This is a genomic window from Nocardioides mangrovi (assembly GCF_020073815.1).
In the GTDB taxonomy this organism is placed as follows: domain Bacteria; phylum Actinomycetota; class Actinomycetes; order Propionibacteriales; family Nocardioidaceae; genus Nocardioides; species Nocardioides mangrovi.
The window spans coordinates 1-24524 of record NZ_JAIQZJ010000023.1; the positions used below are offsets into that span (position 1 = coordinate 1).

Here is a 24524-nt window from a genome sequence, read left to right on the forward strand (position 1 = left end):
GCCCCCCCCGGCCCCGTGTGGGCCGCGCGCCGGTCCGGCCCCCCCCCCCCCCCCGGGGGCCCCCCCCCCCCCCCGACTCGCCGTTTGAGAGAGTAGGAACATGAGCAACCCTCGCGTCCGCAAGATCGCCGACCGGATCCAGGTGATCGTCGCGGAGATGCTGGAGCGCCGGATCAAGGACCCGCGGCTCGGCTTCGTCACCGTCACCGACGTGCGCGTCACCGGCGACAGCCAGCAGGCGACGATCTTCTACACCGTCCTGGACGGCGGCGACGAGACCGCGATGGCGAGCACCGCCGCCGCGCTCGAGTCGGCCAAGGGGCTGATCCGCTCCGAGGTCGCCAAGCAGCTCGGCACCCGCACCGCGCCGACGCTCGCCTTCATCCCGGACGCGCTGCCCGAGAGCGCCCGCCACCTCGACGAGGTGCTGGCCCGGGCCAAGGAGCAGGACGACGCCGTGGCCGCCCAGCGCGGCACGACGTACGCCGGCGAGGCCGACCCGTACAAGAAGCCGCGCGAGGTCGAGGACGACGACCTCGACGACGACCTCGACGACGACCTCGACGACGAGTGACCGACGGTCTCGTCGTCGTCGACAAGGCCGGGGGGATGACGTCGCACGACGTCGTGTCCCGGGTGCGTCGGCTGGCCGGCACCCGCAAGGTCGGTCACGCCGGCACGCTCGACCCGATGGCGACCGGGGTGCTGGTGCTCGGCGTCAACCGGGCGACCCGGCTGCTCGGCCACCTCATGCTCACCGAGAAGGCGTACGACGCGACCCTCCGCCTGGGCGTCGTCACCACCACCGACGACGCCGAGGGCGAGGTCACGGCGACCGCCGCGACCGACGGCCTCGACGAGGAGACGGTGCGGGCGGCCGCGGCGGAGTTCGTCGGCGACCTGCTCCAGGTCCCGACCGCCGTCTCGGCGATCAAGGTCGGCGGCAAGCGCGCCTACCAGCGGGTGCGCGACGGCGAGGAGGTCGAGCTGAAGGCGCGGCCGGTGACCGTCCACGAGCTCGTCGTCCACGACGTCCGGCTCGGCGAGACCGCGGAGCTCGACGTGTCCGTGCGCTGCTCCAGCGGCACCTACATCCGCGCGATCGCCCGCGACCTCGGCGCGCGCCTCGGCGTCGGCGGCCACCTCGCGGCGCTGCGGCGCACGGCGGTCGGCCCCTACGACCTGGACGCCGCTCGCACGGTGGACGAGCTGGCCGAGGCCTTCACGGTGCTGCCGATCGCCGACGCCGCCCGCGCCGCGTTCCCGGCCCGTGAGCTCGACGACCGGCAGGCCGGCGACGTCCGCGTCGGCCGCGCGCTCGACGTCGACCTCGACGGGCTGACCGCGGTCTTCGCCCCCGACGGCGAGTTCCTCGCGCTCTACGAGCCTCGTGACGGCGTGGCCCGGGCGGTCGCCGTCTTCACCGGCTGAGCGCCTTATAGGCTCCCACCGTGCAGATGTGGCGCTCCCTCGACGAGGTCCCGGCCGATCTCGGTCCGACCGCCGTGGTCATCGGCAACTTCGACGGCGTGCACCTCGGCCACCGGCACGTGCTGACGCGGGCGCGGGAGATCGCCGACGAGCGCGGCCTGCAGGTCGTGGCCGTCACCTTCGACCCGCACCCGATGGCGGTGCTGCGGCCCGAGCACGCCCCGACCACGCTGACCACCCTGGAGGTGCGCGCCGAGCTGCTCGGCGACGCCGGCGCCGACGCGGTGCTGGCGGTGCCCTTCGACCGCGACGTCGCGTCCTGGTCGCCCGAGGACTTCATCCGGCGCGTGCTGGTCGACACGCTCCACGCCGCCACGGTCGTCGTCGGCGCCAACTTCCGCTTCGGCAACCGCGCCTCGGGCGACGTCGCCACGCTGCGCGAGGTGGGGGAGCGGCTCGGCTTCACCGCCGAGGGGATCCCGCTCGACGGCGGCCCGCAGGTGTGGTCCTCGACGTACGTCCGGATGAGCCTCGCCGCCGGTGACGTCGCCGGTGCCGCCGAGGCGCTCGGCCGGCCGTACGCCGTGCGCGGCGTGGTCGTCCGCGGCGACCAGCGCGGTCGCGAGCTCGGCTTCCCGACCGCCAACGTCCCGACACCGGTGACGACCGCGGCCCCGCCCGACGGGGTCTACGCGGGCCGGCTCCGGCGCCTCGACACCGGCGAGACCCTGCCGGCGGCGATCAGTGTCGGCACCAACCCGACCTTCGAGGGCGTGCGCGACCGTCGCGTCGAGAGCTACGTGCTCGACCGGACCGACCTCGAGCTCTACGGCGTCGAGGTGGAGGTCAGCTTCGTCGAGCGGCTGCGCGGGATGGTCGCCTTCTCCTCGGTCGAGGCGCTGGTCGAGCAGATGAAGGACGACGTCGACCGGGCCCGCGAGCTGCTCGCGTGACCCGCGCGGAGACCCTCGCGGCCACGGACGAGTGGTTCCTCCAGCACGGGCTGTCCTACTTCGTGCCCGAGCGTCGGGCCGACGTCCGCAACGCGCTGCGGCTCAAGCGCACGGTGCCGCTCGTGGTCCTCGTCGCGCTGGTCGCCGCCGGCGCCGGGGGCGTGCTCGCCTGGGCGACGGGGGAGTTCAGCGCCGCGCCGGCCACGCTGGTCGCGCTCGGCGGACTGGCCGTCCTCTGGTACGCCCTCACCGCGCTGCACGCCCGCCAGATCGTGACCTGGAGCCTCGGTCGCACCCTCGGCAGCCTGCGGCGGGTGCTGCCGATGACCACCCGGGCGTTGCCCCTGCTGCTGCTCGCGATCACATTCCTCTTCATCAACACCGAGGTGTGGCAGGTCGCGTCCAACCTCTCGGTCGCGTCGCTGTGGCTGGTGGTCGCGCTCTTCTCGATCCTCGCGATCCTCTTCCTGCTGGTGCGCCTCCCCGAGGAGGTGGACCGCACCGACGACGACGTGGACGACGCCTTCCTGCTGCGCGCCTGCCGGGGCACCCCGCTCGAGGAGCCGTGCCGCGCGCTCGTCGAGGACCCCACGGCCGACCCGGCGGCGTACGCCGAGGTGACCGGCTACGCGCGCTGGAACCTCATCCTGGTGCTGATGATCGTCCAGACGGTGCAGGTGGTGCTGCTGTCGCTGACGGTCTTCGCCTTCCTCATGGTCTTCGGCTGGATCATCATGACCGAGCCGGTCCTGACCGCCTGGACGACGAACACGGACGGCAGCTCGATGGACCTCAACCAGGCCCTGCTGCAGGTGTCGGTCTTCCTCTCCGCCTTCTCGGGCCTCTACCTGATGGTCTCGACCGTGACCGACGAGGACTACCGGGCGCAGTTCTTCGGCGGCGTCACCCGCGAGCTGGAGCGGGCCGTCGGGATGCGCGCGGTCTACCTCGCGCTCCGCTCCGCAGGCTGAGCACCTCGGCCGCCGCCTCCTGGAGGCGCTCCATCAGCGCGCGGACGGCGGGCACCGACTCGGCGCCCGGCCGGTGCACCATCCCGACGTGCCGCTCGCCGAAGCCGGTGGCCGGGCGGGCGTCGACGTCGGGGTGGCGGAAGGCGGTCAGCGCCAGCTGGGGGAGCACGGTGATGCCGAGGCCGTGGGCGACGAGGTTCTGGACGACCACGTAGTCGTCGCTCTCGTGCAGCAGCCGCGGCTCGAAGCCGGCCGTGCGGCAGCTCGCGACCAGGTGCTGGCGGCAGCGCTCGCACCCCGCCACCCAGTCCTGCGCGGCCAGCCAGGTCGGGGTCGTCCGCGCCGGTGCGCCGGCGTCCCGGGCGAGGACCAGGTGCAGCGGCTCGACGCCGAGCGGCACCCACGCGAGCGAGCCGTCGTCGGCGGGTGGTCCGTCGTACCCGAAGACGAGCGCGACGTCGACGTCGCCGGCGAGGACGCCGGCCGCCGCCTCGGGCGGCTCCTGCTCGACCAGCGTGACCTGGACGCCCGCGTGCCGGTCGTGCAGGGCACGGACGGCGGTCGGCACCAGGGTGGCCGCGGCGGAGGGGAACGCCGCGAGCCGGACGGTGCCCGCCCGGAGGTCCGCGAGCGCGCTGAGCTCCTCGCGGGCGTCGTGGAGGGCGTTGTGGACGGCGTCCGCGCGGGCGAGCAGGGTCGCCCCTGCCTCGGTCAGCGTCGTGCCGCGGGTGGTGCGGACCAGGAGCGGGCCGCCGGCCTCGCGCTCGAGCTGCGCCAGCTGCTGGCTGACCGCCGACTGCGTCGTGCCGAGGTCGCGAGCGGCGGCACTCAGCGACCCGGCGCGCGCGACGGTGCGGAAGAGCAGCACACGCCGAGGGTCCACCCGGCCATTAGACCAGCTAAGAGAAGGCTTCGGAAACTCGCGTCTACCTCGGATCGGTTCCGGCGCGCAGCATGGACGGCATGGAGACCCTGGGCCTGATCGGCGGCATGAGCTGGCACTCGACCGCGACGTACTACCGGATCGTGAACGAGGAGGTGGCCGCCGCGCGCGGCGGCCACGCGTCGGCGCCGATCACCCTGCAGTCACTGGACTTCGCCGAGATCCGGGCGTGCCAGGTGGCCGGGGACTGGGACCGGGCCGCCGCGCTGCTCGCCGAGGCCGCACGACGGTGCGAGGCGGACGGCGCCGCGACGGTGGCGATCTGCACCAACCTCATGCACAAGGTCGCACCGGAGGTCGAGGCGGCGATCGGCGTCCCGCTGCTGCACATCGCGGACGCCGTCGCCGCCGAGGCCGAGCGTCGCGGCTGGCGCACGCTCGGGATCCTCGGCGCCCGGTGGGTGATGGAGGAGTCCTTCTACGCCGACCGGCTCGCGCGACACGGGATCTCCGTGGTCGTCCCGCCGGAGGCGGACCGCGCAGTCGTCGACACGATCGTCTTCGAGGAGCTGACCCAGGGCGTCGTGCGCGATGTCTCCCGGGCCAGGTACGTCGAGGTGATCGACGGGCTGGCCGGGGCGGGCGCGGACGCAGTGGTCCTCGCCTGCACCGAGATCGGCCTCCTGGTCGGGCCGGACGACAGCGCCCTGCCGATCATCGACAGCGCCGAGGTGCACGCGCGCGAGCTCGCCCGTGCGGCCCTCGGCGAGCGGTCACTCCGCGTCTAGGTCCCGCTCGACCATCGCGACGATGGCGTCCAGCGCGGCCTGGTCGTCGCTGCTCACCTCGACCATGTCACCGTTGCCGGCTCCCAGCGTCATGATCATCAGCGACGAGCTGGCGTCGACCGGGTCGTCGCCCGGCAGTCCGATGAGCACCTCGGCGTCGAGGGCCTCCGCGGCCTCGGCGATCAGCTGGGCGGGGCGGGCGTGCAGGCCGACGGCGGACCCGACGGCGACGGTCTTGCTGGGCATGTACTGCTCCTTCTCAGGCGGTGACGGGCTCGGGGTCCTTGACCCCGAGGGACTTCAGGACGATGACGGCGATCGCGCCGACGACGACGCCGGCGACCAGGGCGATGAAGTAGCCGAGGATGTTGTGCACGGCGAAGAGCACGAAGATGCCGCCGTGCGGGGCCCGGACCGCGACGTCCAGGGCCATCGACAGGCCGCCGGTGACCGCGGAGCCGAGCATGATCCCCGGGATCACGCGGAGCGGGTCGGCGGCCGCGAACGGGATAGCGCCCTCGGTGATGAACGAGGCGCCGAGCAGCCAGCCGGCCTTGCCGTTCTCGCGCTCGGGGGCGTTGAAGAGACCGGGCCGCACCACGGTGGCGAGGGCCAGGGCGATCGGCGGCACCATGCCGGCGAGCATCACGGCGGCCATCACCTTGAGCTCAGGGGAGTCGGAGGCAGTGCCGGCGGTGGCCAGGCCCGTCGTCGCGAAGGCGTAGGCGACCTTGTTGAGCGGGCCGCCCATGTCGAAGGCCATCATCAGCCCGAGGATGACGCCGAGGAAGATCGCCGAGCCGCCGTTGAGGCTGTTCAGCCCGTCGGTGAGCTGGCCCATCAGCCAGCCGAGCGGCCGGGCGAGCACGACGACCATGAGGATGCCGGCGATCAGGGTGCTGACGAGCGGGATCAGCATCACCGGCATCAGGCCACGCGCCCAGGACGGAACGCCCCAGCTCGACACCCAGAGGGCGAGGAGGCCGCCGAGCACGCCGCCGACGATGCCGCCGAGGAAGCCGCTCTGCGCGATCCCGAAGCCACCGAGGTCGACGGCGAGGGCACCCATCACGAAGCCGGGCGCGATGCCCGGACGGTCCGCGATCGCGTAGGCGATGTAGCCCGCGAGCGCCGGCACCAGGAACTTGAAGGCGGTGGAGCCGAGCACGAAGAGCACCGCGCCGACGTAGGCGAAGAAGCCGCTGTCGAAGAGCGCGTGCGGGAGGTCGGCGGTCGAGGGCAGGTCCCACAGGGTGTTGTGGGCGACGATGTCGCCGGCCGGGTTGACGATCTCGTAGCCACCGAAGAGGAAGCTCAGGGCGATCAGCAGGCCGCCGGCGGCGACGAACGGGATCATGTAGGAGACGCCGGTCATCAGGACGCGGCGGGTGCGGCCGCCCCAGCTCTCGCCGGCGCCGCTCGTGGTCGACGCGTCGGCGCCGCCCCCGGAGCCCTCGACGCGCGGGGCGTTCGGGTCCTCGGCGAAGGCCAGCGCCTCGGCGATCATCTGGTCGGCCTCGTCGAACGGGCGCTTCACGCCCGAGGAGACGAGCGGCTTGCCGGCGAAGCGGCCGCGGTCACGGACGCCCACGTCGACGGCGAAGATCACGGCGTCCGCGGCGGCGATGGTCTCGGGGGCGAGCGGCTTGGCGCCGGCCGACCCCTGGGTCTCCACCTGCAGGTCGACGCCGGCCCTCGCGGCCGCGGCCTCGAGCGCCTCGGCGGCCATGTAGGTGTGGGCGATGCCGGTCGGGCAGGCGGTGACGGCGACCAGGTGCCGCGTCGTACCGCCGGTCTCGCTCGCCGCGGGAACGGGCGCCGGCGCGGACGCCGGCGCCTCGCCGACCGCCTCGAGCACGAGGTCGACGACCTCCTGCGGTGTGCTCGCCGCGCGCAGGCCGTCGGTGAAGGGCTTCCTCACCAGTGCGCGCGCCAGCTTGGTCAGCAGCTGCAGGTGGGTGTTGTCCCCGCCCGCCGGTGCCGCGATCAGGAAGACCAGGTCGGCCGCACCGTCCTTGGCGCCGAAGTCGACCGAGGGGTCGAGCCGGGCGAAGGCGAGCGTCGGCTCGTCCACCCCGGTCGTGCGGCAGTGGGGGATCGCGATGCCGCCCGGGAGGCCGGTGCCGGTCTTGCTCTCCCGCTCGAAGGCGTCGGCGACGAGCTGGTCGACGTCGGCCGCACGACCGGCGTCACCGACCGTGGCGGCCAGTGCGCGGATCACCGCGTCCTTGTCGGCTCCGAGGTCGGCGTCCAGGCGGACGAGGTCGGCGGTGATCAGGTCGGACATGGTCATACTCCCGAGAAGAGGTCGAGCTCGCGGACGGCGACCAGGTCGACGTTGACCTGGTCGGGTCGCGGGATGGTGGTGCCGGGCAGGCCGGCGGCGGCGCTGCCGTAGGCGACGGCCAGGGCGAGACGGCGGGCAGGGGGGAGGCCCCGGAGATCGCCGAGCAGGTAGCCGAACAGGCTGGAGTCGCCGGCGCCGACCGTGCTGACCACGGTCGTGGGCGGCGGGGCGGCGTGCCAGGCGCCGCCGGTGGTGACCAGCACGGCGCCGTGCGGTCCGAGCGTGGCCAGGACGGCACCGACGCCCTGGTCGACGAGGGTGCGTGCGGCCTCCGCCGCTGCCTCCGGGTCGGCCTCGAGCACGTCGGGATCGGCCCCGGTGAAGGAGGCGAGCTCCGCACCGTTGGGCTTCATCAGGTCCGGCGCGGCTGCGGGCAGCGCGGCCACCAGCGCCTGCAGCGGGGCGTCGCTGGTGTCGACCGCGACCCGGCCGCCCGCGTCGCGGAGCATCACCGCCAGCTCGGCGTACCACTCCGGGTGGACGCCCGGCGGCAGCGAGCCGGCGAGGACGGTCCAGTCCGCGCCCGCCGTACGCCGGCGCAGGGCGTCGCCCAGGTCGCGCAGCACCGCCTCGCCGAGGTGCGGGCCCGGACTGTTGAGCTTGGTGGTCGTGCCGTCGGGCTCGGTGATGGTGATGTTGACCCGGAGCGTCCCGTCGTGGGGGACGGGCCGGCAGTCGATGCCCGCGGCGAGCAGCTCGATGACGAACGGGTCGTCCCCGTGCGCGGGCAGCACCGCCACCGAGGGCACGCCGGCGGCGACCGACGCGCGGGCGATGTTGACGCCCTTGCCGCCGGCCTGGGAGGTGACCGACTCGGCGCGGATCACGGCGCCGCGCTCGAGCGGGCCGCCGAGCTCGACCGTGCGGTCGTGGCTGGGGTTGGCGGTGAGGGTGAGGATCATGCGATCACGACCTCGACGCCGGCGTCCTCGACGGCCGCGCGGTCCTCGTCGCTGATCCCGCTGTCGGTGATGAGCACGTCGATCTCGTCGAGCGCGGCGAAGCGGACGGCGGTCTCCGTCCCGAACTTGCTGGAGTCGGACAGGCAGATGACCCGCCGCGCGGCCTGGAGCATGGCCCGCTTGGCGGCCGCCTCCTCGTGGTCGGGGGTGGAGAGGCCGTGACCGGGGGTGATGCCGTTGGTGCCGAGGAGCACGAGGTCGACCCGCAACCGCGAGAGCGCGCCCACGGTGTCGGCGCCGACGGCGGCCTGCGTGGTGGCCCGCACCCGCCCCGGCAGGAGGTGCAGCTCGACGGAGGGGAAGCCGACCAGCCGGGCGGCGATCGGCACGGCGTGGGTGATCACGGTCAGCCGGAGGTCGCGGGGGAGCATCGCGGCGAAGCGGCCGGTCGTGGAGCCGGCGTCGACGAGCACCATGCCGCCGGGCGGTGGCAGCTCCTCGAGCGCCGCCTTGGCGATCAGCTCCTTCTGGGCGGTGTTGGCCTGGTCGCGCTCACCGAGCCCGGACTCGATGACGGCCAGCGAGCTGGCCGGCACGGCGCCGCCGTGCAGCCGCCGGACCAGGCCCATCCGCTCGAGCGTCGAGAGGTCGCGCCGCACGGTCTCGGTGGTGACGCCGAACTGCTCGGCGATGGCGGCGACCGAGAGCCGGCCGCGGTCGCTGACCAGCTGGGCGATGGCCTGCTGGCGCTCCTCGGCGTACATTGCTGGTGCCGCTCCTCCCGATCTGCGTTCCTGTTGTTTTAGACCCGTTTTTGTTGACTGTCAAGGGTCGTCGGGTGTTCGATGTGGTCATGGTCACCAGCTCCTCACCCGGTTCACTGCGCGGCACGCCGGTCGTCCCCGGCGTCGCCTTCGCGCCCGCCCTGCTGGTGCGGGGCGAGGTCTCCCCGGAGGCGATCGCCCGCTTCGACGAGAGCGCGTACGCCGATGTCGACAGCACCCTCGCGGCGTACGACGCGGCCTCGCAGGCCGTCGCCGACGCCTTCGTCCGGCGGGCCGAGAAGGTCTCGGGCGCGGCCACCCAGGTGCTGACCGCGAGCGCCGGCCTGGCCCGCGACAAGGGTCTGCGCTCCGCGGTCGCCAAGCACCTCAAGGCCGGGGAGAGCCTGCTCGGGTCGGTGCACGCCGGCGTCGAGCAGTTCGTGACGATCTTCAGCAACATGGGCGGGCTGATGGCCGAGCGGGTCACCGACCTCCGCGACATCGAGCGCCGCGTCGTCGCCCACCTGGTCGGCGAGCCGGAGCCGGGGGTCGGCGTCCCGGCCGAGCCGTGCGTGCTCGTCGCCGAGGACCTCGCGCCCTCCGACACCGCCGGGCTCGACCCCGAGCTGGTGCGCGCCCTGGTCACCGAGCGCGGCGGCCCGACCAGCCACACCGCGATCATCGCCCGCCAGCTCGGCATCCCCTGCGTCGTCGGCGTGACCGGTGCGATGGGCCTCGATGCCGGCACCCCGCTGCTGGTCGACGGCGCCGCCGGCACCGTCGAGCTCGCCGCCGACCCGGACGCGGCCCACGAGCGGGTCGAGGCCGACGCCGCCGAGCGCGAGGCGCTCGCGTCGTGGAGCGGCCCGGGCGCGACCGCCGACGGTCGGCCGGTCAAGATCCTCGCCAACGTCGCCGACGGGGAGTCCGCGCGCTCCGCGAGCGGCGCGCCGGTCGAGGGCGTCGGTCTCTTCCGGACCGAGCTCTGCTTCCTCAACCGCAGCGAGGAGCCGTCGGTCGAGGAGCAGGCCGGGATCTACGGCGAGGTGCTCGCCGCCTTCGGCGATGGCCGGTACGTCGTGGTGCGCACCCTCGACGCCGGCTCGGACAAGCCGGTGGCCTTCGCCACCCACGAGGGCGAGGAGAACCCCGCCCTCGGCGTCCGCGGCCTGCGACTCTCCTTCGACAACCCCGGCCTGCTCGACCGGCAGCTCGACGCGGTCGCGGCCGCGGCGAAGGAGACCGGCACCGAGGCGTGGGTGATGGCGCCGATGGTCGCCACGGTGGCGGAGGCCGAGGACTTCGCGGCCGGTGTCCGGGCCCGGGGTCTCAAGGCCGGCGTCATGGTCGAGGTGCCGAGTGCCGCGCTGCTGGCCCACCGGATGCTCGAGGCCGTCGACTTCCTCTCGATCGGCACCAACGACCTCACGCAGTACACGATGGCCGCCGACCGGATGGCCTCCGACCTCGCCCACCTGACCGACCCCTGGCAGCCGGCCGTGCTGCAGCTCGTCGCGATCACCGCCGAGGCCGGCCGCAACGCCGGCAAGCCGGTCGGCGTCTGCGGCGAGGCCGCGGCCGATCCGCTGCTCGCCTGCGTGCTCGTCGGCATGGGCATCACCTCGCTGTCGATGGCCGCGGCCGCCGTACGCCCGGTGGGTGCGAAGCTCGCCGGCGTCACCCACCAGCAGTGCGAGGAAGCGGCCGAGGCCGCGCTCGCGGCGGCCGACCCGGTGGCCGCCCGCGACGCCGCCCGCGCCGTTCTGGGCTGACCGCACCGAGTGGCCAGTGGCTCAGTGCTCCGGCGCCACCAGCGGCGAGTAGTCGTGGTCCGCGAGCAGTCGCGCGACCATCTCCGCGCGTGAGGAGACCGCGAGCTTCGCGAAGATCCGGCGCAGGTGCGTCGAGACCGTCCACACGCTGATGTCGAGCGAGGTCGCGATCGCCTGGTTCGTGCGGCCGTGCGCCACCATCAGCGCGATCTGGCGCTCCCGTGGGGACAGCGTGACCCGCAGCGCGGGCTCCTGGTGCACGAGCAGGCAGCGGACGTGGCCGACGGTGACGTCCAGCAGGATCCCCTCCCGCTCGTCGGTCACGTAGTCACCGGAGCGCAGGTGCTCGGCGACCTCGGCGAGCAGCGCGTCCAGGCGTTCCGGGGTGGGCGGGCGTGGCGGCGTCGGTGCGACGTCGCCGATCCTGGTCGGCATGGTCATCCGGGCTCCCGAGTCCTCAGTGCCCGCGTCCCACGCCCCATGTCTCGGCAGGCATTTCGGACGGTAGCACCGTCAAACGCTGGCATTCCGTGGCCCAGTTGAGTGGTTCCGAGGGCGGCAACCCGGTCCAGCAGGATCACGTGGACATCGATCTGGACTGGCCACTCCCGCAGGTCGAGGTGCTCGTCGGGGCCATGCGCGCCGTCGTCCTCCGGCCCGAGCCCCAGCAGCACCGGCGTCACCCCGAAGACCCGGCGCAGGACACCGACCGCGCGGATCGAGCCACCGGACGCGGCCGTCGTCGCCGGTCGCCCGTACGACGCACGGCAGGCCGCGTCCACCGCCGCTCGGATCCGGGGTGATGGGGCGAGCAGCGCGCCCGCCGCACCGGGCCCGGCCCGGAGCTCCAGGCGCACCCCGGCCGGCACCCGGCGCCGGAGGTCGGCCGCGAGCCGCCGGAGGGCGGCGCCGGGGGAGACGCCGGGTGGCACCCGCACGTCGACCACGGCCGTCGCCCGGGTCGGCACCGCGCCCGCGCCCGCGGACGCCTGGAGCCGGTTGATGGTCAGCACCCCGCGCCTGGTCGCGCGGCCCACCGGGTCGTCGGCGTGCACCGCCCGACCGCGGGACTCCGCCCGGAGATCGGTCGCGGTGGGGTGGGCCGGCCAGGGCGGTGGCGGCAGCGGGAGGTCGTCGAGCACCCGGGTCGCCCGGTCCAGCAGCCGGGCGAGGACGAGCGAGGGGTCGACGACCGCGCCGCCGAGCCGGCCCGCGTGCACCGGTCGGCCGCCGACGTCGACGGTGAGCCGCACCGGCACCGCGCCGCGCTGGGAGAGCGTGACGGTGGGCCGCCGCGGCCCGGCCGACCGGGTGTCGACGACGACCACGCCCGCGACGGGCTCGCGGAGTCCGGCCAGCGCCGTCGCCAGGCCCGGGCTGCCGACCTCCTCGGCGCCGTCGATGATCGTGACCACGTCGCCCGGCGGGCCGCCCGCCCGCGCCCACGCGCCGAGGGCCACGAGGTGGGACATCACCTGCCCCTTGTCGTCGCTCGCCCCCCGCGCCTGCAGCCGGTGCCCCCGCCGGACCGGCCGGAAGGGCGGCGTGGTCCAGCCCGGGCCGGGCGGCTTCACGTCGAGGTGGCCGTAGACGACCGTCGTCGCCCCACCTCGGCCGCGCGTGCGGCCGACGACGACCGGCCCCGGGAGCCGGCGTACCTCGGTCCCACCCCGACGGAGGTACGCCTCGACCCACGCGGCCGCCCGTCGTACGTCACGCGTGCCGCTGACCGACGGGATCCGCAGCCACGCCTCGAGGTCGTCGAGGGCGGCCGGGGCGGCCCGCGCGGCGGCACGGCGGACCGACGCGAGCCGCCCGTCCATCACGATCCGGGCGACCGGTCAGCGGGGGACCCGGCGGCGCGGGACGCCGCCCCGGCCACCGCGGTAGGTCCCGCGCCCCCCACGTCGCGGGTAGACCGGCGACGCGACCCGGCGCGGCTGCACGATCGGCGGCACGGTGACCGGGCTCCGCTCGGCGACCGGCACGGCGACGCCCGACTGCCCCAGCTGCTCCCAGGGGAGCACGCGGTCGGTGCCGGTACGCCGGGCCAGGCTCATCGCCTGGGCGGAGGTCAGCCACTCCTCGGCGGGTTCGGCGATGTCCATCAGCAGCGTCTCGAACTCGCCGCGCGAGGTCTCCAGGATGTGCGGGCCGGCCAGCCAGCGCAGCACCTCCCGGCCGGTGACGGCCATCCGCTGCCGCGGCGAGCTCTGGAGCCGCTCGTCGAAGTAGCGGATCAGGACCTCGTCCACGACGTCCCACGCGTTGTCGGCGCCGAACAGGTCCTTGACGTCCTCGGCGCCCAGGATCCGGAAGCACTCCTCGAGCACCTGCATGACCTCGATGCGCATCACGTTGAGGTGACCGAACGAGGTGAACTTCAGGTTGTTGCGCAGGTCGAGGCCCGAGCGCCGGACGACCGCGATCGAGCCGAAGCTCGGGTCGAGGGCGCGCTCCCGGATCACGTCCGAGATCCGCTTGTCGCGCCAGAACAGCGTGACCTGGTTGACGAAGTGCGCTAAGAGCAGGTGGAAGTCCGTGTTCGGCCGACTCTGCGCCGAGCCGAGGCCCTTCCCGTAGCCCAGCACCCGCCGGTAAGCGTCCCACCGGTCCTTGCGGGTGTAGCGCAGCACGTCGCGCCGGTCGAACTGGTAGAGCCGGTAGGCCCCGGGCCCGCTCGAGAGGCGGACCGCGCCGGACTCGAAGAGCTCCTTCAGCTTCTGCACGACCTTGAAGACCCCGATGGCCTCGTGCTGGTAGAGGTAGTAGAGGTCGCCGACGGCGACGATCCGCTCGGAGTTGACGTTGTCGTCGTACGGCGTGACGCCCTGGGTCGTCAGCGTCTCACCCAGGGTCTGGGCGGCCTCGGGCCCGATGCCGACCAGCGACGCGAGGCCGAGGTCGGGTGGCGAGGTGCCGTCGTCGGCCCGGACGGCAGCGTCGACGAGGTCGTCGATCTGGCCGTTGATCTCCTCGGCCAGGGCCGGGTTCGACACGAGGCTCCCGGACAGCCGGTCGGCCACCTGCTCCCGCAGGGCGTGGATGCGGTCGATCCGCTCCTGGTACTCGTTCTCGGTCAACATCTCACTGGCCTCCCTGCTTCGTGACCGGGGCCTTCTTCGCCGGGGCCTTCTTGACCGGGGCCTTCTTCGCCACGGCCTTCTTCGCGGGGGCCTTCCTCGCCGGAGCCCTCGTGGCGGGCGGCGCCGGCGCGGCGGCCTTCGCGACCGGCGGAGGCGGTGGAGGCGGCGGGGGTGCCGCGAACGGCGCGGCCGCCCGACGCTGGCGCTGGTCGTCGAGCCGGTCGAGCAGGTCGTCGACCGCGTCGGACACCGTGTCGAGCGGACCGCCGGCGCCGTCGGGGCCGTCCGGGTCGTCGAGAGAGTCGAGGATGCCGAGGGCCGGGTCGCGGAAGCGGTAGTCGTGGACGTCGGGACGCCCCCGTCCGTCGATGACCTTGGACCGCAGCCCCTTCGAGCTCGGCGGGATGGGGTGGTCGGCGCGGACCAGTCGCGGCCACGAGCGCGGCCACGGTGCGTGGACGACCCGTCCGGTCTCGGAGTCGATGAGCGCGATCGGCACGTCGGTGGCCGGCAGCACGAACCCGGTGTCGGGGATCTGGGCGATGTCGGCCTCCGCGAAGATCTTCCGCACCTTCGCGAGGTCGAAGATCGCGGAGACGCTCTCGCCGTCCGCGCTGGCGGAGTACTCCAGGGGCCGGACCATGTCCTTGAGGCCGAGCTCCTCGGCGCGGCAGCCGTCCTCACCGCGGTTGCGCGCCTTGCGGGTCACGAACGCCGGGATGAAGTTGCGGCGCATGTTGAGGCCGCGGAACTCGACGTTGACGCCCTCGACGAGCGTGGCCGCGTCGATGAGGTGGGTCAGCCGTGTGACCGCCACGTCGATGACGACGACCCCGGCCCAGCGACCGATCCGCTGCGTCCGACGCGCGAGCTCCATGAGCAGTCGGCACAGGCTGGACACGGCGATCGCGACCCGGGCGGACCGCATCCCCGGCGGCCAGCTGCGGCAGCAGCCGGCCCGCAGGTAGCGGACCGGGACGAGGCCCTCGACGGCGTTGCCCGGCACGATCGGATCGGCGAGCGCGTGCTTGAAGGTCTCGGCGAGCGCGACCGCGGTCGGCGCGAGCGCGGCGACGATCCCGTCCCGCCCGGCGTCCTGCGCCAGGTGGCGGCCCTCCTCGGCGAGGAAGGTGTGCAGCCAGGTGATCAGCCCGTCCAGCGACAGGTTCGACTCGTCGTGGAGCATGATCGTCTGCCGTTCGGACTGCGGGATCAGCACCGAGTCGAGCACCGACTCGAGCTCGTCGACCTGGTCGCTCGCCGCCTCCATGAGGCGACTGATGACGATGAGCTCGGTGCCGAGGAAGCCGGCCCCCGCCCCGCCGGTGAAGTGCTCGCGCTGGGCGCCCCACGACCGGTGGAGGTCACGGACCATGTCGACGAGGGTCCAGTACGCCGTCCGCAGTCCCTCCTCCTCGATCGAGTTCACGTTGTCGTCGACGAGGCCGAAGCGGTCCCGCAGTGCACCGAGCTGACCGCCGATCCGGTCGGGGTCGCGGTTCGGGCTCGTGCCGAGCAGCCCGGTCAGGTAGGAGTCGACCATCGCGACGCGCGGTCCGCCCGGGGCGCCGAGCTCGTCGACCAGGTTCTGCACGGCGTTCCGCACGATGGTGCGGTAGGCGTCCATGTCCTGCGGGTCGCCGTCGACACGCAGCGGCGTCAGCCCGTCGAGGATCCGGAGGATCTCGGTGCGGGAGAGCGACGCGCGCCGGTAGAGCGAGGCCTGGCCGCCGGTGACCGCACCGAGGTCGGCCTGGACCGCGTAGCCGCGCGGCACGAACTCGGACTCGACATGCCCCTCGAACCGGACCAGCCGGAAGGCGGCGGTGAGCGCGTCGGTGAACGCCTTGGGGTCCTGCACGCGGCTGCGCACCCCGAGCACGTCCCGGATCGCGGCCCGGACCTGCGGACCTTGGTCGAACGGCGCGACCGCGGTGGACCCGGTGGTCGTCCCGACCAGCGTCGGGAAGGCCTGGTCGACGTCGACCACGGGGATCTGGCCGGATGACTTCGAGCTCATGTGCTCCTCCTGGTGTTCTCTGCTGCCGGGACGCCGGCGTCGTGCGTGGGTGGGTGGGTGAGCCAGATCGAGACCAGCTCGGCGAGCTCCATCCAGACCGCTCGGGCCCCGGTGGTCGCGTCGATGAGCGGCTGCTCGCACCGCTGCTGGGACTGCTCGACGGTGACCTGCCAGGCCCGCCAGTCCGGCCCGCCGCGGCGGGCGGCCCGGCGCATCGTCGCGGTCGCGTCGTACGAGCGCAGGTCCCGCCAGTAGCGCAGCCAGGCCGACGCGATCGCCCGGTCCACGAAGGCCATCCGGTCGGCGGCCCGGACGGTGCTGTCGATCCTCGTCAGCTCCTCGCCGACCTCGACGACCGAGGCCTGGAGCTCCGATACCTGCTCCGCGAAGGCGTCGACCGCCGCGGTCTCGCTGCCTCGGGGTCGGTCCTCGTGGGAGATCATCACCAGCTCGGTGACGGCCTCGGAGAGCCGCGCCGTCGAGTCGCGGAGGTCCTGGAGGGCGTGGGAGATCGTCATGGTCAGCTCCCCGTCAGGGCCTGGTAGAAGTTGCGCATCGCCGTCTCGGGCGTGGTGAGCCCGCGGTCGACGGCGATCCGGACGGCGCCGATCAGGAAGCGCTCGGGGACCACGCCCGGGTCGATGCCCTTGGCGAGCCGGCCCGCGGCCTCCTCGATCATGGCCTGCTGGCGCGGCTCGAAGGTGATCACCTGGCGCAGGGACTTCTCGCCGAGCGAGGGGAACTTCGTGTAGCAGATCGAGTCGACGACGATCTGCGTCGCCTCCTTCTGCGTGGCCAGCATCGCGCGTGGGATCGTGGTGCCCGCGGTGGACGGGAAGAGGCGGCGCCAGAGCCGGTCGTAGTCGGTCGCGATGCTCTCGAAGCCCATCCGGCGCAGCAGGTGGGTCGACAGCCCGGTCCGCAGGTACGGCGTCGGGTGCACCCCGTGCGGGGAGTAGGCGAGCACCTGCTCGGGGCTGCGCCCGATCACGTCCATCAGCGACGCGACGAAGGCCTCGCCGCCGAGCATGCAGCCCAGCAGGTCCGCGAAGATCTCGCGGTTCCACCGCGCCCAGGTGCGCGCGACCGGCCGCGGCAGGCCGCCGGCGATCAGCGCGCGGTACATCGTGCGCGGGATCGCGTTCTCCAGCTCGAGCTCGTTCTGCAGGTTGTGGCAGACCTCGTGGAGGATCGCGCCCATCGTCCAGGGGTTGACCATCCGGTGGTAGGGCAGCTGCACGAGCGGGAACGGGTTGAGCTGCCGGCCGAGCTTGCGCAGCGGGATGTTGCGCCGGTACGTCGCGGGCGAGAAGCCGGTCCGCATGTAGGCGAAGGGAGCCGGGCTCGGGATCGACCGCGGCTTCCCCAGGTGCATGTGCACGTGCTGGTAGCAGTCGAGCGCGATCTTGTCGCAGGCGTAGAGCCAGTCACCGAAGGCGCCCTGCCGCTGGCCGAAGAGCTCGAAGTAGAAGTCCCACACCCGCTCGGTGGCCCGCACCCAGTCGTGGGCCTTCGCCTTGCTCCGGAGCAGCTCGGAGAGGTCGACGGCGCCCGGGTTGCGGACGGCCGACCGGCCGGACCGCTCGACCTCGACGACGGCCCGCTCGAGGGGCTTGCGCAGCCGGGCGAGCAGCTCGTTGACGGCCTGGATGTGCGCCTCGGAGGGCCGGGCGATCGACGTACCGAACTCGGTGCGACGGAAGTCGCGCAGCGCCTCGAGGTGCCGGCGGACGTTGACGCCCTGGCCGGTGGCGAAGGACTCCAACGGGGAGTGACGGGCGGGTGCGGAGTCGGCCCTCCGCACCCGGGTGACGACAGGTACGGGGGGTCCGACCACCCGCTCAGCGACGGCGGACACGACGGGCCGCCTGCGGCCGCCGGGTCACCGGGCGACGGATGCCCCGGTTGTACGAGCTATAGGGGCGCCGGACGCCACGACCGTGGACCCGGTAGCGACGACCGCGGCCGCGGGCCCAGCGGGCCCGGCGGTGCCAGCGGCGGTCCCAGTGGTTGACCGCGCGGATCGCGCGCCGCCGGCGGCGCGGCCCGAGCACCCGCCCGGTCATCGTCCCGAGCGTGCGCACCACCGTGGTGGCGTCGATGTCGCGGCCGTTCGCGGCCTGGTCGGCGAGGCTCTGCGCGGTGCGCTGGAGCACCACCGGCAGCGCGCGCACCATCCGGCGCGTCTGCGGGTTGCGCCGCAGCTGCCGCACGATCCGGCTCGCGCCCTTGACCAGCGTCGGGGCGTTGCGGGCGATCAGCTTCGCCGCGCGGGGGATGAGCTTGGAGGCGAGCGGCACCAGCGCCCCGACGAAGGCCTCGGCCTCCGCCTCGCTCTGCGCCCGCTCGGCGCGTACGGCGAGGTGCGCCATCGACTCGGCGTCGCGGTAGATCCGGCGGACCGGGTTCACGAACCCCTCCGCCTCCTCCTCGGCCTCGTCCTCGAACTCGTCCTCGAGCTCCATCTCGGACTCCATCTCGGCCTCGGCCTCCGCCTCGAACTCGAACTCCATCTCGGCTTCGTCCTCGTACTCACCCTCGTACTCGCCCTCGCCGAGGAGGGAGCCGGCGATCTTCGCCAGGCCGCCGAGGAACGCCTCGTCCTCGAACTCGTCCTCGAACTCGTACTCCGACTCGAGCTCGTACTCGTCCTCGTACTCCTCCTCGCCGAGGAGGGAGCCGGCGATCTTGCCGAGCGCGCCGAGGAACGCCTCGTCCTCGTACTCCTCCTCCAGCTCGTCCTCGTACTCGAACTCGTCCTCGTACTCGCCCTGGATGGCGGGGTAGCGGTGGTTCAACGTGGTCATGTCGGCTCCTGCTCCTAGATCGACTCGTGTCGGGTTCCGGGCGGCGCTGAGATCGGGCTCAGCGCCGCTTCCTGGCGGTCACGGGGACGGGGCGGCCGCTGGGGACGGCACCCCTCGGGACCTTGACGTCGCTGACGACCTTGATCGTGCGGGCCGGTCGACCGCCTCGCGCAGGGACGCGCACCGGGGTGACGACCCGGACGACGCCGGGACGCGGCCGCCCGACCGGGGCACCGGCACGGACGGTGCGGACGTTGGTCGGCCGGCGGCGCACGGTGACCGGGCGACCGCGGCGGACGACGTTGGCGGGGCGGTAGCCAGGGCGGCGGTAGCCGGTCCGCGGACGGCCGCGGTAGGCGCGCGGGCGGCCGTGGCGGACGCCGCGACGACGGCGGTGCACGTGGGCCAGGCCGCGGGCGTGGCGACGCGCGACGGCGCGCTGCCAGCGCGGGTCGGTCATCACCCGGTCGGCGCTGGCGCCGAGCACGGTGCCGACGTCCGCCGGGGTGAGGCGGCGGCCGGACGCCTGCAGGCGGGCGAGGGTGCTGGCCGTGGAGCCGACGATGCCGGGCACCAGGCGCAGGCCCTGGCGAGAGCTGCGGTTGCGGTGCAGGACCTGGGTCAGCACCGAGGCGCCGCGCAGCAGGCTGGGCAGCAGCTGCTCCAGCTCCTGGCGCTCGCGCGGGCTGATCGACAGCGACACGGCGGACCCGATGAAGCTCTCCGCCTCGGACTCGGACTCGGTCACGGTCGCCCGCGCGGCGAGGTACTCGGCCTCGGCCTGCGCCGACGACACCGGCGCGGTCGCCATCTCTTCCAGCTCGCCCTCGAGCTCGTCCTCGAACTCGCCCTCGAGCTGGGACGTCACGACCTTCGCGAGCATGCCGGCGGCGGGTCCGCCGAGGACGGTCGCGAGCTTCGGTGCGGCGAACTTGATCACCTTCTTCCAGGGCACCTTGCGCAGCGCCCGGCCGATCCGCTTGAAGAAGTACTCCTCCTCGGACTCGGCCTCGAACTCGTACTCCTCCTCGCCGAGGAGGGACCCGGCGATCTTGCCGATCGCGCCGAGGAAGGCCTCGTCCTCGTACTCGTCCTCGAACTCGCCCTCGTACTCCCACTCGGACTCGTCCTCCGACTCGTACTCGTCCTCGAGCTCCCACTCGGACTCGCCCTCGTACTCGTCCTCGAACTCCGACTCGAGCTCCATCTCGAACTCGTCCTCGAACTCGCCCTCCAGCTCGTCCTCGAACTCGTACTCCTCCTCGCCGAGGAGGGACCCGGCGAGCTTGGCGATCCCGCCGAGGAACGCCTCGTCCTCGTACTCCTCCTCGAGCTCGTACTCGTCCTCGAACTCGGTCGACGCCTGGGTCATCGCACTGTCCTCTCTGCCCGGAAGCCCCCGTGCCCTGGAAGCCCTGTGTGGCGACCAGTGAACGGGCAGCGTCGTCCGGCGCGGCAGTCCCACGAGCGGGCGTCGCGCGGCCGGGGTCGCCGACGTCGGGTCACCGGTCCGGGGTCCTCCCGACGCGTCTCGCGCATCGGCGTCTCACCCCTGCGGGCGACCCCGAACGTGCGACTGGCGCGGGTCCGGTGCCATGCGGGATTCACCGGTGCACCGGTGAATCCCGCACTCCTCAGGGGATGCAGCGCCTGAGAAGTGACGGGGTCGCCTGAGAAGCAGGCCCGGGACGCCTCGCGGGCCGAGCGTCAGAGGCGCAGCCAGGCGAGGACGGCGCGCACCCGGCGGTGGTCGTCCTCGTCGAGGGGCAGGTCGAGCTTCGCGAAGATGCTGTTGATGTGCTTGGCGACGGCCTTCTCCGACACGTGCAGGTGCGCGGCGACGGCGCCGTTGGAGCGGCCCTCGGCCATCAGCGCGAGCACCTCCTGCTCCCGCGCCGTGAGCCGGTCGAGCGGCTCGTCGTGCTGGCGGGCCATCACCGTTGCGACGACCTCGGGGTCGAGGACGGTGCCGCCCGCGGCGACCCGGCGTACGCCGTCGACGAACTCCGCCACGTCCGAGACCCGGTCCTTGAGCAGGTAGCCGACGGCACCCACGCCACTGGCGAGCAGCTCGCGGGCGTAGAGCTGCTCGACGTACTGCGAGAGCACCATGACCGGGAAGCCCGGCCGCTCCGCGCGTACGGCGATCGCGGCCCGCAGGCCCTCGTCGGTCTGCGTCGGCGGCAGGCGTACGTCGAGGACCGCGGCATCGGCGTCCGGGTCGCGCAGCGCCTGGTCGAGCGCCGGCGCGTTGTCGACCGCGTGGAGGATCGTGAAGCCGTTGCCCTCGAGCAGCTGGATCAGGCCGGCGCGGAGGAGGGCGTGGTCTTCGGCGAGGACAAGTCGCACGGAACCTCCAGGGTGACCAGGGTCGGGCCGCCGGGTGGGCTCGACACCGACATCGTGCCGTCGAACGCCGCCAGGCGCCGCATCACCCCGAGCATGCCGGTGCCCGTGCCGGGATCGGCGCCGCCACGCCCGTCGTCGCCGACGACCGCACGCAGGGTGCCGCGCCCGGCGACCTGCTCGTGGCTGAGGGCGATCCAGGCGTGCCGCGCGCCCGAGTGCTTGCCGATGTTGGCGAGGCACTCGGCGACGCCGAAGTAGACGGCGGACTCGACGGGTGCGGGCGGTCGGCCCGGGAGCCGGACGTCGACCTGCACCGGGATCGCCATGTCGAGCGCGATGGCCTGCACGGCGCCGCCGATCCCGCGGTCGGCGAGCACCGGCGGGTGGATGCCCCGGACCACCGAGCGGAGGTCGCCGATCGCGGCGCTCGTCGTCTGGCGCGCGTCCTGCACCATCCGCCGGGCGGCCTCGGGGTCCTCGTCGAAGGCGGCCTCGGCCATGCCCAGGCTCATCGACAGCGCGACCAGCCGGGCCTGCGCGCCGTCGTGCAGGTCGCGCTCCAGCCGGCGCAGCTCGGTCGCGTTGTGGTCGACCACCTCGGCCCGGCTCTCGGCCAGCGCCTGCACCCGCCGCTCCAGCACCTCGGTGCGGCTGTAGGCCAGGAAGAACCGGTCGAACATCGCACGCCCCGCCATGATCGGCGGCGTCGCGAACCACCAGATGAAGCCGGTGACCACGCCGAGCAGCAGGACGATCACCAGGATCGACACGACGATGCCGACCACGGGCGCCACGAACAGCCAGGCGAGGTCGCGCCAGGTCATCGGGTCGGCGAGCACCGTGCGCGCCTTCGCGAAGAAGCCGCCGTCGGGCAGCGGCCGGTAGGGGACCGGGACCGGGGTGCCGAGCGTGCGGGCGGCCATCGTGCGGTGCAGGTTCGCGATCGCCCGGGTGGCGACGACCGTGCCGGCCAGGATCGGCAGCCCGATCCAGACCACGACCAGCACCCCGCCGACGATCCAGAGGACCAGCAGCACGATGAGCACGAAGGCCAGGAAGAGCTGGGCCACGGCGTACCCGGTCAGGCGAAGGCGTTCCACGCCACCATCCTCTCGGGTGGGCCCGACCTCCGCAGTGGTGCTGGCACCACCACGTCTCGGGTGTCCACGCCCCTGATCTTCTCCGCGCGCGACCCGACGCTGGAAGCACCTACCAACTTCCGCACGTCGAGGACCCGAGGAAAGAGACGGCCATGGGCAACCCACTGACAGCAGTACCGATGAGAGCGGCGCGCTGGAGCGCCCTGCACCCCTGGAGGGCGATCCTCGCGTGGATCGCGTTCGTGGCGTTCGCGGTGGGGCTCGCGGTCGCCATCCCGACCCACGAGACCTCCGACGCCGACTACCGCGTCGGCGAGTCCGGCCGCGCCGACGCGATGGTCGCCGACGCCGGCCTCACGACCCCCGACACCGAGAACATCCTCATCGAGGGCGCCAACGGCGGCCCGGCCGCCGCCGAGGTGGTCCGCGCGGCGAAGGCCGTGCCGGGCGTCGCCTCGGTCAGCGACCCCCACCCGAGCGAGGACGGTACGGCGCTGCTCGTGTCGGTCGAGCTCGACAAGGGCGTCGACGACGCGAGCGACCTCGAGGCCGCGACCGCCGACGTGGCCGCGGACCACCCCGACCTCACCATCCGGGAGGCCGGCGACCTCAGCATCGACGCGGCGATCAACGACCGCGTCGCCGAGGACCTCGGCTCGGCCGAGACGATCAGCCTGCCGATCACGCTGGTGCTGATGCTGCTCGCCTTCGGCGCGCTCATCGCGGCCGGCATCCCGGTGCTGCTCGCAGCCACCAGCGTCGCGGCCACGCTCGGCCTGATGGCGCCGCTGTCCCACCTGGTCCCGTCCGACTCGACGGTCTCCAGCATGATCGTGCTGATCGGCATGGCCGTCGGCGTCGACTACTCGCTCTTCTACCTGAAGCGCGAGCGCGAGGAGCGGGCCAAGGGGCGCACCCACCTCGAGGCGGTCGAGGTCGCCGCGCAGACGTCGGGCCACTCGATCCTCGTCTCCGGCGGCGCCGTCATCGCCGCGATGGCCGGCCTGTTCGTGGTGGGCGACGCGACCTTCAACTCCCTCGCGATCGGCTCGATCCTCGTCGTCGCGGTGGCCGTGCTCGGATCCATCACCGTGCTCCCCGCCCTGCTGGTCAAGCTCGGCCGGTGGGCCGACCGTCCCCGCGTTCCGCTGCTGTGGCGGCTCAACCGCCGTATCGGTCAGGGCGGCATCAGCCGCCGGCTGCTCGGCCCCGTCGCCCGGCACCCGGTCGTCGCGCTCGCGCTCTCGGCGATCGTGGTCCTCGGGCTGGCGATCCCGGCCCTGGGCATGAAGACCCACTCGGGCACGCTCGACACCCTGCCCACCTCGATCCCCGAGGTGCAGACCGTCAAGGCGATCAGCAAGCAGTTCCCGGCCGACGAGGGCGCCAACGCGACCGTCGTCGTCACCGCCGATCCGGGGGAGCGGGCGCAGGTGCGGGCCGCGCTCGAGCAGCTGACCCACGACGCCGTCGGGACGGGCACCTTCGTGGCCTCCGGTGAGGGCGTGCGTACGTCGACCGACGGCACCACCTCGATGATCGTGCTCGGGATGCCGTACGACGAGACCGACGACCGCGTCCCGGCCGCGGTGCACGAGCTGCGCGACGACCTGGTCCCCACCGCGCTCGGCGACCTGCACGTCGACCACGCAGTTGGTGGGGGAGCGGCCGAGGAGGTCGACTACATGGTGCACCAGGAGGGTCGACTCGGACTGGTGATCGGGTTCGTGCTCCTGCTGACGATGCTGATCATGGCGGTCACCTTCCGCAGCGGCGTGCTCGCGATCGTCTCGAGCGTGCTCAACCTGGCCTCGGTCGGTGCGGCGTTCGGGGTCCTGACGCTCGTCTTCCAGCACGGATGGTTCAGCGGCCCGCTGGGCTTCACCTCGCCCGGCTTCGTCATCAACTGGCTGCCGCTGTTCGTGCTGGTCGTGCTGGTGGGTCTCTCGATGGACTACCACGTCTTCGTGCTCAGCCGGGTCCGTGAGCACGTCGACCGCGGCCTGCCGACCCGGTTGGCCGTCGAGCGCGGCATCACCGACACCGCCGGCGTCGTCACCAGCGCCGCCGCGGTCATGGTCTCGGTGTTCGCGATCTTCGCGACGCTGTCCATGATCGAGATGAAGATGATGGGCGTCGGCCTCTCCGCCGCGATCCTCCTCGACGCCACGCTGGTCCGCCTGGTCATGCTGCCGGCGATCCTGGTCCTGCTCGGTGACAAGGTCTGGTGGCCGCGCAGGCCCCGTGGGCCGCGCGGCGAGCCGGTCGTCGAGCGCGAGCCGGCGTACGCCGCGTCCCGCTCGTAGGCGGACACCGACGGTGGCGGGGACAGCCAGGTGGTCCCCGCCACC

Annotated in this window: 22 protein-coding genes; 7 read left to right on the forward strand and 15 right to left on the reverse strand. The window is 73.5% G+C overall.

All coding sequences use genetic code 11. The features are described 5' to 3' along the window. Positions 1-100: 100 nt before the first annotated feature. The 4 genes from rbfA to K8U61_RS23050 are packed head-to-tail and all read left to right on the forward strand — an operon-like array spanning position 101 to position 3355. Entirely contained in the window at positions 101-574 is a 474-nt protein-coding gene (gene rbfA / locus K8U61_RS23035; protein WP_224125356.1) for a 30S ribosome-binding factor RbfA, read from the forward strand. Next, positions 571-1431: a tRNA pseudouridine(55) synthase TruB gene (gene truB, locus K8U61_RS23040; RefSeq protein WP_224125357.1), complete on the forward strand. Its 861-nt coding sequence runs from the start codon at positions 571-573 to the stop codon at positions 1429-1431. The genes rbfA and truB overlap by 4 nt, the downstream gene beginning before the upstream one ends. A gap of 20 nt (positions 1432-1451) precedes the next feature. Next, positions 1452-2384, forward strand: coding sequence for a bifunctional riboflavin kinase/FAD synthetase (locus K8U61_RS23045; protein ID WP_224125358.1), 933 nt, complete (start codon positions 1452-1454; stop codon positions 2382-2384). Further along, a complete protein-coding gene (locus K8U61_RS23050; protein WP_224125359.1) occupies positions 2381-3355 on the forward strand; it encodes a hypothetical protein in 975 nt (324 codons plus the stop codon). The genes K8U61_RS23045 and K8U61_RS23050 overlap by 4 nt, the downstream gene beginning before the upstream one ends. On the opposite strand, the gene K8U61_RS23055 is transcribed toward K8U61_RS23050, so the two are convergent. Beyond that, the gene (locus K8U61_RS23055; RefSeq protein WP_308043320.1) at positions 3288-4238 is read right to left on the reverse strand and encodes a LysR family transcriptional regulator; all 951 of its coding nucleotides are present in this window, start codon (positions 4236-4238) and stop codon (positions 3288-3290) included. The genes K8U61_RS23050 and K8U61_RS23055 overlap by 68 nt on opposite strands. 80 nt (positions 4239-4318) lie before the next feature. On the opposite strand from K8U61_RS23055, the gene K8U61_RS23065 reads away from it, so the two are divergent. Then, on the forward strand, positions 4319-5026 hold the full coding sequence (locus K8U61_RS23065; RefSeq protein WP_224125360.1) for an aspartate/glutamate racemase family protein: 708 nt from the start codon (positions 4319-4321) through the stop codon (positions 5024-5026). Here the strand turns inward: K8U61_RS23065 and K8U61_RS23070 are convergent. Genes K8U61_RS23070 through K8U61_RS23085 form a run of 4 tightly spaced genes read right to left on the reverse strand, consistent with a single transcriptional unit; the run spans position 5012 to position 9039 of the window. Next, a complete protein-coding gene (locus tag K8U61_RS23070; protein ID WP_224125361.1) occupies positions 5012-5272 on the reverse strand; it encodes an HPr family phosphocarrier protein in 261 nt (86 codons plus the stop codon). The genes K8U61_RS23065 and K8U61_RS23070 overlap by 15 nt on opposite strands. 13 nt (positions 5273-5285) lie before the next feature. Next, positions 5286-7313, reverse strand: coding sequence for a PTS fructose transporter subunit IIABC (locus K8U61_RS23075; RefSeq protein WP_224125362.1), 2028 nt, complete (start codon positions 7311-7313; stop codon positions 5286-5288). A gap of 2 nt (positions 7314-7315) precedes the next feature. After that, a complete protein-coding gene (locus K8U61_RS23080) occupies positions 7316-8275 on the reverse strand; it encodes a 1-phosphofructokinase family hexose kinase (RefSeq protein WP_224125363.1) in 960 nt (319 codons plus the stop codon). After that, positions 8272-9039: a DeoR/GlpR family DNA-binding transcription regulator gene (locus K8U61_RS23085; protein ID WP_224125364.1), complete on the reverse strand. Its 768-nt coding sequence runs from the start codon at positions 9037-9039 to the stop codon at positions 8272-8274. Before K8U61_RS23085 ends, K8U61_RS23080 begins: the two co-directional genes overlap by 4 nt. Before the next feature lie 89 nt (positions 9040-9128). Here K8U61_RS23085 and ptsP point away from each other — a divergent pair, with 89 nt between their 5' ends. Continuing rightward, entirely contained in the window at positions 9129-10811 is a 1683-nt protein-coding gene (ptsP, locus tag K8U61_RS23090; RefSeq protein ID WP_263427630.1) for a phosphoenolpyruvate--protein phosphotransferase, read from the forward strand. Positions 10812-10832: 21 nt separating this feature from the next. On the opposite strand, the gene K8U61_RS23095 is transcribed toward ptsP, so the two are convergent. The 10 genes from K8U61_RS23095 to K8U61_RS23140 all read right to left on the reverse strand — a co-directional run bounded on the left by K8U61_RS23095 (position 10833) and on the right by K8U61_RS23140 (position 22173). Continuing rightward, positions 10833-11246, reverse strand: coding sequence for a helix-turn-helix transcriptional regulator (locus K8U61_RS23095; protein ID WP_224125366.1), 414 nt, complete (start codon positions 11244-11246; stop codon positions 10833-10835). Between the two features lie 2 nt (positions 11247-11248). Next, complete coding sequence (locus tag K8U61_RS23100; protein ID WP_224125367.1) at positions 11249-12634, reverse strand: M20/M25/M40 family metallo-hydrolase; 1386 nt, start codon at positions 12632-12634, stop codon at positions 11249-11251. 18 nt (positions 12635-12652) lie between these two features. Beyond that, positions 12653-13897: a hypothetical protein gene (locus tag K8U61_RS23105; RefSeq protein ID WP_224125368.1), complete on the reverse strand. Its 1245-nt coding sequence runs from the start codon at positions 13895-13897 to the stop codon at positions 12653-12655. Position 13898: 1 nt separating this feature from the next. Then, entirely contained in the window at positions 13899-15917 is a 2019-nt protein-coding gene (locus tag K8U61_RS23110; RefSeq protein WP_224125369.1) for a hypothetical protein, read from the reverse strand. Then, positions 15914-16435 carry a hypothetical protein gene (locus K8U61_RS23115; RefSeq protein WP_224125370.1) on the reverse strand — a complete coding sequence of 174 codons (522 nt, stop codon included), beginning with the start codon at positions 16433-16435 and terminating at the stop codon, positions 15914-15916. Before K8U61_RS23115 ends, K8U61_RS23110 begins: the two co-directional genes overlap by 4 nt. Before the next feature lie 2 nt (positions 16436-16437). Further along, positions 16438-17775 carry a hypothetical protein gene (locus tag K8U61_RS23120; protein WP_224125371.1) on the reverse strand — a complete coding sequence of 446 codons (1338 nt, stop codon included), beginning with the start codon at positions 17773-17775 and terminating at the stop codon, positions 16438-16440. Beyond that, the gene (locus K8U61_RS23125) at positions 17759-18724 is read right to left on the reverse strand and encodes a hypothetical protein (protein WP_224125372.1); all 966 of its coding nucleotides are present in this window, start codon (positions 18722-18724) and stop codon (positions 17759-17761) included. The genes K8U61_RS23120 and K8U61_RS23125 overlap by 17 nt, the downstream gene beginning before the upstream one ends. Positions 18725-18782: 58 nt before the next feature. Further along, positions 18783-20096 carry a hypothetical protein gene (locus K8U61_RS23130; RefSeq protein WP_224125373.1) on the reverse strand — a complete coding sequence of 438 codons (1314 nt, stop codon included), beginning with the start codon at positions 20094-20096 and terminating at the stop codon, positions 18783-18785. Between the two features lie 335 nt (positions 20097-20431). Beyond that, positions 20432-21073: a LuxR C-terminal-related transcriptional regulator gene (locus K8U61_RS23135; protein ID WP_224125374.1), complete on the reverse strand. Its 642-nt coding sequence runs from the start codon at positions 21071-21073 to the stop codon at positions 20432-20434. After that, the gene (locus K8U61_RS23140) at positions 21025-22173 is read right to left on the reverse strand and encodes a sensor histidine kinase (protein WP_224125375.1); all 1149 of its coding nucleotides are present in this window, start codon (positions 22171-22173) and stop codon (positions 21025-21027) included. The genes K8U61_RS23135 and K8U61_RS23140 overlap by 49 nt, the downstream gene beginning before the upstream one ends. A 179-nt stretch (positions 22174-22352) precedes the next feature. Here K8U61_RS23140 and K8U61_RS23145 point away from each other — a divergent pair, with 179 nt between their 5' ends. Continuing rightward, the gene (locus tag K8U61_RS23145; protein ID WP_224125376.1) at positions 22353-24479 is read left to right on the forward strand and encodes an MMPL family transporter; all 2127 of its coding nucleotides are present in this window, start codon (positions 22353-22355) and stop codon (positions 24477-24479) included. The last annotated feature ends 45 nt before the right edge of the window (positions 24480-24524 follow it).

What these genes read in the sequence shown, in the direction of transcription:
- K8U61_RS23080 (WP_224125363.1), bottom strand. Translation starts at nt 8,275, where the DNA reads ATGATCCTCACCCTCACCGCCAACCCCAGCCACGACCGCACGGTCGAG.
- ptsP (WP_263427630.1), top strand. Translation starts at nt 9,129, where the DNA reads ATGGTCACCAGCTCCTCACCCGGTTCACTGCGCGGCACGCCGGTCGTC.
- K8U61_RS23125 (WP_224125372.1), bottom strand. Translation starts at nt 18,724, where the DNA reads ATGACCACGTTGAACCACCGCTACCCCGCCATCCAGGGCGAGTACGAG.
- K8U61_RS23100 (WP_224125367.1), bottom strand. Translation starts at nt 12,634, where the DNA reads ATGGACGGGCGGCTCGCGTCGGTCCGCCGTGCCGCCGCGCGGGCCGCC.
- K8U61_RS23085 (WP_224125364.1), bottom strand. Translation starts at nt 9,039, where the DNA reads ATGTACGCCGAGGAGCGCCAGCAGGCCATCGCCCAGCTGGTCAGCGAC.
- K8U61_RS23130 (WP_224125373.1), bottom strand. Translation starts at nt 20,096, where the DNA reads ATGACCCAGGCGTCGACCGAGTTCGAGGACGAGTACGAGCTCGAGGAG.
- K8U61_RS23110 (WP_224125369.1), bottom strand. Translation starts at nt 15,917, where the DNA reads ATGAGCTCGAAGTCATCCGGCCAGATCCCCGTGGTCGACGTCGACCAG.
- K8U61_RS23075 (WP_224125362.1), bottom strand. Translation starts at nt 7,313, where the DNA reads ATGTCCGACCTGATCACCGCCGACCTCGTCCGCCTGGACGCCGACCTC.
- K8U61_RS23070 (WP_224125361.1), bottom strand. Translation starts at nt 5,272, where the DNA reads ATGCCCAGCAAGACCGTCGCCGTCGGGTCCGCCGTCGGCCTGCACGCC.
- K8U61_RS23095 (WP_224125366.1), bottom strand. Translation starts at nt 11,246, where the DNA reads ATGCCGACCAGGATCGGCGACGTCGCACCGACGCCGCCACGCCCGCCC.
- K8U61_RS23065 (WP_224125360.1), top strand. Translation starts at nt 4,319, where the DNA reads ATGGAGACCCTGGGCCTGATCGGCGGCATGAGCTGGCACTCGACCGCG.
- rbfA (WP_224125356.1), top strand. Translation starts at nt 101, where the DNA reads ATGAGCAACCCTCGCGTCCGCAAGATCGCCGACCGGATCCAGGTGATC.
- K8U61_RS23115 (WP_224125370.1), bottom strand. Translation starts at nt 16,435, where the DNA reads ATGACGATCTCCCACGCCCTCCAGGACCTCCGCGACTCGACGGCGCGG.
- K8U61_RS23105 (WP_224125368.1), bottom strand. Translation starts at nt 13,897, where the DNA reads ATGTTGACCGAGAACGAGTACCAGGAGCGGATCGACCGCATCCACGCC.
- K8U61_RS23145 (WP_224125376.1), top strand. Translation starts at nt 22,353, where the DNA reads ATGAGAGCGGCGCGCTGGAGCGCCCTGCACCCCTGGAGGGCGATCCTC.